1 protein-coding gene is annotated in these 259 nt (G+C 30.1%); it reads left to right on the plus strand.

Features of this window, described 5'->3' with window-relative positions; all coding sequences use genetic code 11:
• Positions 1-35 precede the first annotated feature (35 nt).
• Positions 36-259, plus strand: a 224-nt coding sequence (locus FE392_RS23295) for a hypothetical protein (protein WP_319932042.1), incomplete at its 3' end; no start/stop codon positions are given.

A 259-nucleotide genomic window follows, 5' to 3' on the forward strand; every position in this document is an offset into this window, starting at 1 on the left:
ATCAAGTTCGATCATGGCGAAACGGAGAACTTGATTTGTTTGTTTCAAAAGAAGAAAAATCAGAATTAGAAAAGAAATTGAATGAAGTATTAGAAAATCAACAGTTACAAAATCAATTTAATCAAGCACTCGTTCAAAAATTGCAAGAAATTACGAATGAATTGGTTACGACAAAAGAGCATTTAGCGAATACGGAGAAAAAGTTAACTGAAGTAGAAGGTAAAAACAGTGAATTAGAAGTTTTTATAGAGAAGAAGCT

The organism is Xenorhabdus santafensis (genome assembly GCF_033949405.1).
Classification (GTDB): domain Bacteria; phylum Pseudomonadota; class Gammaproteobacteria; order Enterobacterales; family Enterobacteriaceae; genus Xenorhabdus; species Xenorhabdus santafensis.